The sequence below is a fragment of the Calderihabitans maritimus genome, assembly GCF_002207765.1.
GTDB lineage: Bacteria > Bacillota > KKC1 > Calderihabitantales > Calderihabitantaceae > Calderihabitans > Calderihabitans maritimus.
In genome coordinates this window covers 102,180-110,542 of the sequence record NZ_BDGJ01000111.1, presented here as the reverse complement: position 1 = coordinate 110,542, position 8,363 = coordinate 102,180, and the positions used below count along the sequence as shown (strand labels likewise).

General features: G+C 47.0%; 8 protein-coding genes. All 8 read right to left on the bottom strand.

The annotated features are described in order from the left end of the window. Positions 1 to 251, bottom strand: a 251-nt coding sequence (locus KKC1_RS09705; RefSeq protein WP_272946668.1) for an aldehyde ferredoxin oxidoreductase N-terminal domain-containing protein, incomplete at its 3' end; no start/stop codon positions are given. Positions 252 to 263: 12 nt separating this feature from the next. Beyond that, positions 264 to 2,024 (bottom strand): sigma 54-interacting transcriptional regulator, encoded by a 1,761-nt coding sequence (locus tag KKC1_RS09700; protein WP_192868174.1) that lies wholly within the window; start codon positions 2,022 to 2,024, stop codon positions 264 to 266. A gap of 126 nt (positions 2,025 to 2,150) precedes the next feature. Continuing rightward, positions 2,151 to 3,449 carry a Glu/Leu/Phe/Val family dehydrogenase gene (locus KKC1_RS09695; protein ID WP_088554257.1) on the bottom strand — a complete coding sequence of 433 codons (1,299 nt, stop codon included), beginning with the start codon at positions 3,447 to 3,449 and terminating at the stop codon, positions 2,151 to 2,153. A 387-nt stretch (positions 3,450 to 3,836) separates the two neighbouring features. Then, positions 3,837 to 4,568 carry an ABC transporter ATP-binding protein gene (locus KKC1_RS09690; protein ID WP_088554256.1) on the bottom strand — a complete coding sequence of 244 codons (732 nt, stop codon included), beginning with the start codon at positions 4,566 to 4,568 and terminating at the stop codon, positions 3,837 to 3,839. Then, positions 4,546 to 5,301 carry an ABC transporter ATP-binding protein gene (locus KKC1_RS09685; protein WP_088554255.1) on the bottom strand — a complete coding sequence of 252 codons (756 nt, stop codon included), beginning with the start codon at positions 5,299 to 5,301 and terminating at the stop codon, positions 4,546 to 4,548. The genes KKC1_RS09690 and KKC1_RS09685 overlap by 23 nt, the downstream gene beginning before the upstream one ends. A gap of 23 nt (positions 5,302 to 5,324) precedes the next feature. Then, the gene (locus tag KKC1_RS09680; protein ID WP_202820026.1) at positions 5,325 to 6,305 is read right to left on the bottom strand and encodes a branched-chain amino acid ABC transporter permease; all 981 of its coding nucleotides are present in this window, start codon (positions 6,303 to 6,305) and stop codon (positions 5,325 to 5,327) included. Positions 6,306 to 6,318: 13 nt separating this feature from the next. Next, complete coding sequence (locus KKC1_RS09675; protein ID WP_088554254.1) at positions 6,319 to 7,191, bottom strand: branched-chain amino acid ABC transporter permease; 873 nt, start codon at positions 7,189 to 7,191, stop codon at positions 6,319 to 6,321. 84 nt (positions 7,192 to 7,275) lie between these two features. Then, on the bottom strand, positions 7,276 to 8,363 hold a 1,088-nt coding region (locus tag KKC1_RS09670), incomplete at its 5' end, for an amino acid ABC transporter substrate-binding protein (RefSeq protein WP_088554253.1).

The following is an 8,363-nucleotide window of genomic DNA, read 5'->3' as shown; positions in this document are numbered from 1 at the left end:
GGAGACTTGCTGTACACGCCGTAGCGGCTGGCCCCCAACAGCGGAGTATCGCAGGCCGGTCCGGTGGTGAAGATCAAGCAATTATCTGGCGACAGGGGATCGGTTTCGGGCCGTACGTTCTTAAATAAAAGGTATGATCCTAGGCCCTTGCCCCCCAAAAACCGTTCTAAAATTTCAGCCGGTATATCTTCCACCCGATAGTCCTGCCCTGACAAATTGACTCGTAAAAGCTTTCCGTAAAATCCTCTCACTATCTTGCCCCCTCAATCTAACGATATTCTGTCGGACAAAGATTCTTTTTTACTCTTTTTAGACCTCTTTTTGATAACATACTTTTTCATCTTGCGTACCACAGTGGATTGATTAACCTTCAAAACCTCTGCTACTTTATAAGTGTTCCCGTATCGTTCATAAGCCTTGGATATGAGCTGTCTTTCCAGTTCTTCCGTGGCTTCCTGCAGCGGACAAAGATCCAGAACGTAAACCCGATTATTACTGCTGGCACCAGAGTTCAAAATATATTCCGGAAGGTGGACCGGTTCAATGACGCTACTTTCGGTAGTTACTACCAAGCGTTCCACAATATTTTCTACTTCTCGTACGTTTCCTTTCCATTCATAATTAACCAGAATATCCATGGCTTCTGCTGACAGTCTTTTATTTATTTGGTATTTGGCATTAAACTGGGCTAGAAAATGATTTATCAATGGAGGAATGTCTTCCTTCCGATGCCGTAAGGGAGGAATTACTATAGGTATGACGTTCAAGCGATAATATAAATCCTCGCGAAACTTCCCCTCTTTTACCAACTTCTGAATGTCCTGGTTGGTAGCTGCTATTATCCTGATGTTCACCGGGACAAACTTTGTCCCTCCGACCCGGAGGAGCTTTTTTTCCTGGATTACCTGCAGAAGTTTCACCTGGAGATTGAGAGGCAGCTCGGCAATTTCATCCAAAAATACGGTGCCGCCGTTTCCCAGTTCCAGCAAACCCTTTTTTCCCTCTTTGCGGGCACCGGTGAAAGCACCCGGTTCATAACCGAATAGCTCGGACTCCAACAGATTTTCGGGGATAGCGCCGCAGTTTATGGTAATCATAGGTCCTCGAGAACGCGGACTAAGGCTGTGTATCCGCTGGGCCAGAATTCCTTTACCCACTCCTGATTCGCCCATAATCAAAATAGTGGAGTCAACAGCGGCCACTTTATGAACCATGTCCAGGATTTGTTTCATCTGTGGGCTTTCAGCAATTATTTCCACCTGGCTGGCCTTTTCCTGGGTAAGCTGCATAATCTGATTCCGGTAGGTTTCGGCCAATTGTTCCGTCTCCTGGAGTTTCTGCCGCAGATTGGTCAATTCCGTAATATCCCGTGAATTTACTACTACCCTCACAATGTTACCCGTCTCGTCAAATACGGGATTGGCCGTAACTATCAACTGCTTACCGCTTTTCGTCTTCTGGGCTATGGTAATCCGCCTCTTCTCCCGGAGTACAATGCTTACTACAGAAGGAGAAAAATACCCCTGCTTCTCCAGGTCCTTAACATTCTTGCCTATCATTTCTTCCGCTTTAACCCCGTAATAACTTTCACCCACCTTGTTTATGCGGGTGGTGTTTCCTTCTCCGTCGGTCACATAAATCTCATCGTACGAAGCATCAAAAACTGCTTCCAATTCCTCTTTCAATTCCCGCAGTTGCTTAAGTTCTTTAGTAACCGTTTCTAACTCGGTTATATCCTGAAATATAGAAACGGCGCCTTGCAAGACTCCGTCTTTATAAAAAGGAGTGCGGTTGATCAGAAGAACTTTATCTTCCACCATTTTCTTCTCGTTGAGCTGGGGCCTTCCCGTGGCTAAAACTTCGTGGAGACGGCTTTCCGGCAACACCTCCCGGATAGGCTTACCCAGAACTTCCTTCCGAGAAATCTTCAGCAACCGCTCCGCAGCCCTATTAACCAGGGTTATCAATTCTTGCCGGTCTACGACTATGACGCCGTTATGAATAGAGTCTAAAATCTCCTGCAAACTCGAGCCTCCTCCCGGGAAACGGCCACCGACCGCCACAGCCGGTGGCCATGCTTTTATCTTAAATTATAACATTCAAGTGATAAGGTGAGGATTCTCCCGTAAATCCTGGAAGGAGGTTAGCATTTAAGCCAGTAAAACCTGGCGTTCCCGCTGTTCTTTTTTCTCCTCGCCCAGCCAGCCCCGGACCTCCATTGCCTCACTTATGCGCTTGATGGCAACCATATATGCCGCTGTGCGCATATCTACATCCTTTCGCTGCTGATATGTCTGATACACTTCCCGGAACGATCTAACCATAATATCTTCCAGTTTCTTGTTAACTTCTTCCGTCGACCAGTAATAGCCCATCCTGTTCTGTACCCACTCGAAGTAAGAAACTGTTACCCCGCCGGCACTGGCAAGTATATCGGGAATAACCAGCGTCCTATTTTCCTTTAAAATGCGGTCAGCTTCAGGTGTAGTTGGACCATTGGCCGCCTCTCCGATAATTCTAGCCTTGACATAAGGGGCATTCTGAGCCGTAATCTGGTTCTCCAGCGCCGCCGGTATCAAGATATCGCAATCCAGGGTTAAGAGTTCCTGCGAAGTAATATTTTGGCTGCCGGGATACCCTTTTACAGAACCGGTCTTGGACTTGTATTCTGCCAGCCGGATAGGATCCAACCCCCTCCGGTTATAGGCGCCGCCGGATGAATCTACAGCCGCCACCAGGCGGCAGCCCTGTTCATGTAACAGCCGGGCTATGATGCTACCCGCATTTCCAAAACCCTGGACGGCAACCGTCGCGCCCTGCAGAGGTATTTCTAAAGCCCGCGCCGCTTCCCGTACCACAATCATGCATCCACGAGCCGTAGCCTCATGCCGCCCGGCCGAGCCTCCAACTACTTGAGGCTTGCCGGTAATTACCCCGAACTCATTGTACTGCTTGATCTTAGAAAATTCGTCCATCATCCAGGCCATTACCTGGGCGTTGGTGTAAACATCCGGGGCGGGTATGTCCTTTTCAATTCCCAGAAGGGGAGCCACTGCGTTAACGTATCCGCGGCTCAAGCGCTGCAGTTCCCGTAGCGACAACTTTTTAGGATCACAAATCACACCGCCCTTGGCCCCACCGTAGGGAAGACCGACCACGGCACACTTAAAAGTCATCCACATAGCTAGAGCCCTCACCTCATCCAGGGTTACCTCCGGGTGAAAACGTATCCCCCCTTTAAGCGGCCCCAGCGCATGGTTGTGCTGTACCCGGTAGCCTATAAAAACTTTAACGGATCCATCATCCATTTCCACCGGAATAGCAACCGTCAGTTCCCGCATGGGCTGTTTCAGCAATTCATATACCGTTGAGCTTAGCCCTAGCTGTTTTACTGCCGCCTGGATTTGTTGTTGAGCAATCCGGTAACTGTTCAGCTTATTTTCAGTCATGCCAGCACCACTCCTCGCCCAGAATATTGGGATATGCTGCAGCCATCCCCCTTTATTCCAGCGCAAAAATGGTGCCAGCCTACCATTTCCTAGAACCAAGCTTTGTCACCCATGAAAATCAAGAATTTGCTATCCATCGCCAGCTATGTGGTTTGACGAAAAAATGTGATGAAGCATGCAACATAATATATCCACTAATGTTACTAGTCATGCGGTCTAATTCTTTGAAGCCCATTTTACTTGATGTGCTGTTCAATCCTTCTTCATGCTTCAATGCATCTAAAATGCTCCGTAGAAAAAAGAGCTTGGAAGGCCTCCTGTTGTAGCACCATCATTCTCCCGGTCTAACACATTCCCTCAAAGTTCGACTGCTCTAGGTCTCCAGGGTTAAAGATTGAGAAGCGATTTACCACCCAAGTACGCTTCAGCTACTCCGGGATGATTCGCTAAGTAATCCGCCGTACCGCTCAAGGTGATGTTGCCCGTCTCTAGTACATAACCCCGATCGGCTATGGATAATGCCATAGCCGCATTTTGTTCTACCAGTAGAATGGTTTTGCCAGCTTCGGCAATCTCTACAAATACCTCAAAAATACTTTCGACCAACACGGGGGCTAAACCCATGGAAGGTTCATCCAGCAGCAATAACGATGCTCCAGTCATTAAAGCCCTGCCAACGGCCAACATTTGTTGTTCTCCGCCAGAGAGGGTTCCGGCCAACTGTTTTTTACGTTCATACAACCGGGGAAATAAAGTGAAAACCCGCTCTAAATCATTGTTCACTTCAGCTTTGTCGTTTCTTCTGTACGCTCCAACCATTAGGTTTTCTAGCACTGTCAACCGGGTAAAGATTCCTCTGCCTTCCGGTACATGGGCTAGACCCAGTTCAGTAATTTTGTGAGAACGGAGCGACGTTATCTCCTGTTCATTAAACGTGATAGTACCGCTTTTCACGGGGATCATGCCGGAAATTGCGCGCAAAATAGTAGATTTCCCTGCGCCGTTAGCCCCAATGAGGGTCACAATCTCTCCTTCGTGAACCTCAAAGGAAACCCCATGGACTACTTCGATATTACCATAAGCTACTGTCAAATTCTTAACTACCAGCCCTTTTACCACGGAGACGGATCACCCCTTTACCCAAGTATGCTTCCACCACATTTTTATTACTGCGAATCTCTTCCGGCGTGCCCCTGGCAATGACCTCGCCAAAATTCATTACAGTAATCTGGTGGCATAATTGCATTACCAGACGCATATGGTGTTCAATCAACAGGATAGTGATATCAAATTGCTCCAAAATGATTTTTATCAACTGCCCCAGATTATCAACTTCTGACGGGTTCATTCCTGCTGCTGGCTCGTCCAGCAACAACAAGTCCGGTTCAATAGACAAAGCGCGAGCAATTTCCAACCTTCGCTGAGCACCATAGGGTAGGTCACCGGCGTTGTAATTGGCAAATTTTTCAAGATTAAGTAGTTCTAACAGGTAGTCAGTCTTGATATTAATTTCTTTGTCTCCCGTTTTTTTGACCCGTTTGAAACGAACCACTTCAATATTTTCCCTGACAGTTAGTCTAGAAAACAGCCTAAGATTTTGAAACGTCCTGGCAATACCTTTCTTGGCGATGTAATGGGGCGGTTTGCCCACCAGGTCCTCTCCTTTAAAGATAATGGAACCCTCCATGGGTCGATAAATTCCAGTAATAAGGTTAAATACCGTAGTTTTGCCTGCACCGTTAGGTCCGATAAGACCGTAAATGCCACCACTGTCAATTTCTATATCAAAATTAGCTACCGCTCGCAAACCACCAAAATAGTGGGTTAATGATTTAATAGTTAACAGCGCCATATCCCACTCTCCTATCTAAAAATTTAGCCCGTACAATCCTGGGTGGGTTTTTCCTGATGAGGCTGAAGTTGTTTAGGTTGCGTAAACCTATTCGGCAATAAGCTGATCAGGCCGTTGGGAAGGAAGAGAATTACTAGAGCAATAGCCAATCCTAATAAGACCAGGTAAAAAGATGTGTCACCCCAGAGTACCCACAACAAGCGGTTGCCGATAAACAGCACTAACGCCCCTAATACTGGTCCGGCAACGGTACCCAATCCCCCTAGCAAGGCCATAACCACCATTTGGTCTGCAATCAACGGCGTGAGTACACTTTCCGGATGAATATAGGTGATCCAATAAGCGTAAACCCCTCCCAGCAAACCAGGAAATAGCGCACTCAATGCGAAAACCTGGATCTTGATGCTGGTAGTGTTAATCCCCAAGGCATTGGAAGCAACCTCCTCTTCCCTAATGGCCCTAACTTTTAAACCGAACAAGGATTTTTGAAATAAGAAATACGTTACTATGACCACCAGGGCAGCGATTGCCAGCATCACAAAATAAAATAGTTTTTCATTTAGTAATGGGGGCAACCTCATCCCGTAAGGACCGCCAGTAAAGGGCAGAACCAGTACTACCTGACGTACTGCTTCGGCAAAAGCCCAGGTGGCTATGGCGAAATAGGCTCCTTGTAAACGCAATGTGGGGTAACCTATTATGGCCGCAAAGATGGCAGTAGCCACCCCCGCAATTATCAAAGATATGATAAACGGCACCCCATGAGACATCAATATCGCCGTAATATACGCCCCCACGCCAAAGAAAGCCCCGTGTCCGAAACTTACGTAGCCCATGTAACCAGCTAATATATTCCAACTTTGAGCCAACCCAACCCACATTAAGGCCCCAGTAAAAATACGTAGCCAAAAAGACGAAATCACGAAAGGTATCGCCAGTAACACCAGTATTAACACTGCCAATCCAAAAAGTTGCCGGGAAAGCTTAATTCCTCTTTGCGTCAAATGCTAAACCTCCTTACCAGCCTTTACCCAATAATCCTTTGGGCAAGGCCAAAAGAATCAGGTAGAGCACTAAAAACAAGATTAGGAAAACATATTGCCCGCCAATGTATACCGAAACCAAGCTATTAATTATTCCCAAAAGAATTCCTGCCACAATTGCACCTTGAATAGATCCCAGTCCTCCGGCTACTACCACAAAGAAGGCAAAAATGGTGTATCGAATCCCCATTTCGGCGTTAATGGAAAAGATGGCGCCAATAAAAGCCCCGGACATTCCTGTTAATCCCGTATATATGGCAAAGACTATCCGCGCAATCTTAGTAGAATCTATACCCATTAACCCGGCAACATCCTGCCTCTCGGCCGCAGCTCTTACCGCCAGCCCTAATTTCGTTTTATATAAAAACCAGATGAACAAAACGGTAGTAACAGCCGCAAAGATTAACGCTCCAAAGCGTAGAGCTGGAATAGAAATACCCAGAATCGAAATACTCTGTCCAGATAACCAGGTAGTTAAGTTCCGATCATTGAATCCCCAAACGGTTAGTGCTCCTCCGCGCAGTAGAACCGATATACCAAAAGTAAAAGCCAAGGCCATTAATAAAGCGTTGCTGCGCATATTGGTAATTACCCGCTGCAGAGCCGGTTGAAGTAGATAACCAACCGCGAAGAAGAAAACAAAAAGAACCGGCAGAAATAGTAGCGGGTCGAGGTGAGTAAAATAACTTAACCAAAATGCAGTGAAAGCTCCCAGCATCACCCATTCGCCAACGGCAAAATCAATTACGTGGAGCACACCAAAGGCAAGGGTAAACCCCGCGGCTATGGTGATATAGATACCTCCAATAAGCAAGCCATTTATCAGTGTTTGTAATAACAGTTCCATTATTACTAATCCACCTCGACTGGTAATTAAATTTTTTGCGGGGAGGGGATGCCCCTCCCTCGCCTCGTAGAACAGCTTTAACTCTTACCGTTCATTCCAACCAGGTGCCGGATAAACTGGTTCCGCCATTTTCGCCGACGCTGGGCCCACAATTTTTGCTTCGCCATTTTGGATTTGGATGGTTAAAGGTTTAAGGCCCGTATTGTTATGGTACCATTCACCTTCACTGGCAAAATCGATGGTTCCATAGAAGGTATCTAATTTAACTTCTTCTAAAGCTGCTACCAGGGCCTCCCGCTCCTCCTCAGACAAGGGAGGCGTGGCGCCGATTTTTTCTAAGGCTGCCTCAAACATTTCCCCCGCAACGGTACAGCCAGCAGCAGTGTAATCCGGGTAATTTCCCCAGCGATTCCGATACCCTTCTGCAAATTCCTTGGTGGAACCGAACAACGGGTCGGGAAGGTCAATATCTATAGTCCAAACGGCAGCCCCAAATACGCCTTCGGCATCTTTCCCCAAGTTTTCAACGAAGTCCGGGTTAGTAACCCCATAGTGCATCAGAAAAGCCTTGGGCATAAAGTTCAGCGACTTGGCGGCTTTGATAACTTCCATGTGTTCCTTCTCATGACCGCCCACCGCTACAATATCCGGGTTCAACTCTTTAATAGCACTTAACAACGGAGTAAAGTCAGTCCCGGAAGGTACAATATCATACTTGACCACCTGAAGGCCCAATTTTTCTGCGGTGCCTTTGAAAGCTTCCGCCGTGGCCTTGGAAAAAGCATCATTCATCCCGATGATTGCTATGCTTTTTGCGCCTTTCTTAGCTAATGTATAAATCGGGGAAATAGCTGTAAGGTTAACTGCCGGGATAGTCCCAAAGGTATATTTGAATTTTTGTTGCCAGATCAGCGGCGACTCTGCCGACCCGGTTATCATGGGTACCTTGTACTTTTCCGCAATAGGGGCTACACCTAATGTAACTCCACTGGTATAGGGTCCTAACAGAAAGTCAACTCCTTCTTTGGTAATCATTCTTTCTACTGCGTCGGCCCCAGCAGCAGGATCGCTCTGAGCATCAGCGTAAAACATTTTCACTTGGTACTGTTTATCCCCTACTTTAATCCCACCTTTGGCGTTTACCGCTTCCGCCCAAGTGTCATATCCGCGGC

Excerpts from the sequence above, each read along its gene's own strand:
- KKC1_RS09695 (WP_088554257.1), bottom strand. The coding sequence starts at position 3,449 with ATGACTGAAAATAAGCTGAACAGTTACCGGATTGCTCAACAACAAATC.
- KKC1_RS09685 (WP_088554255.1), bottom strand. The coding sequence starts at position 5,301 with ATGGCGCTGTTAACTATTAAATCATTAACCCACTATTTTGGTGGTTTG.
- KKC1_RS09675 (WP_088554254.1), bottom strand. The coding sequence starts at position 7,191 with ATGGAACTGTTATTACAAACACTGATAAATGGCTTGCTTATTGGAGGT.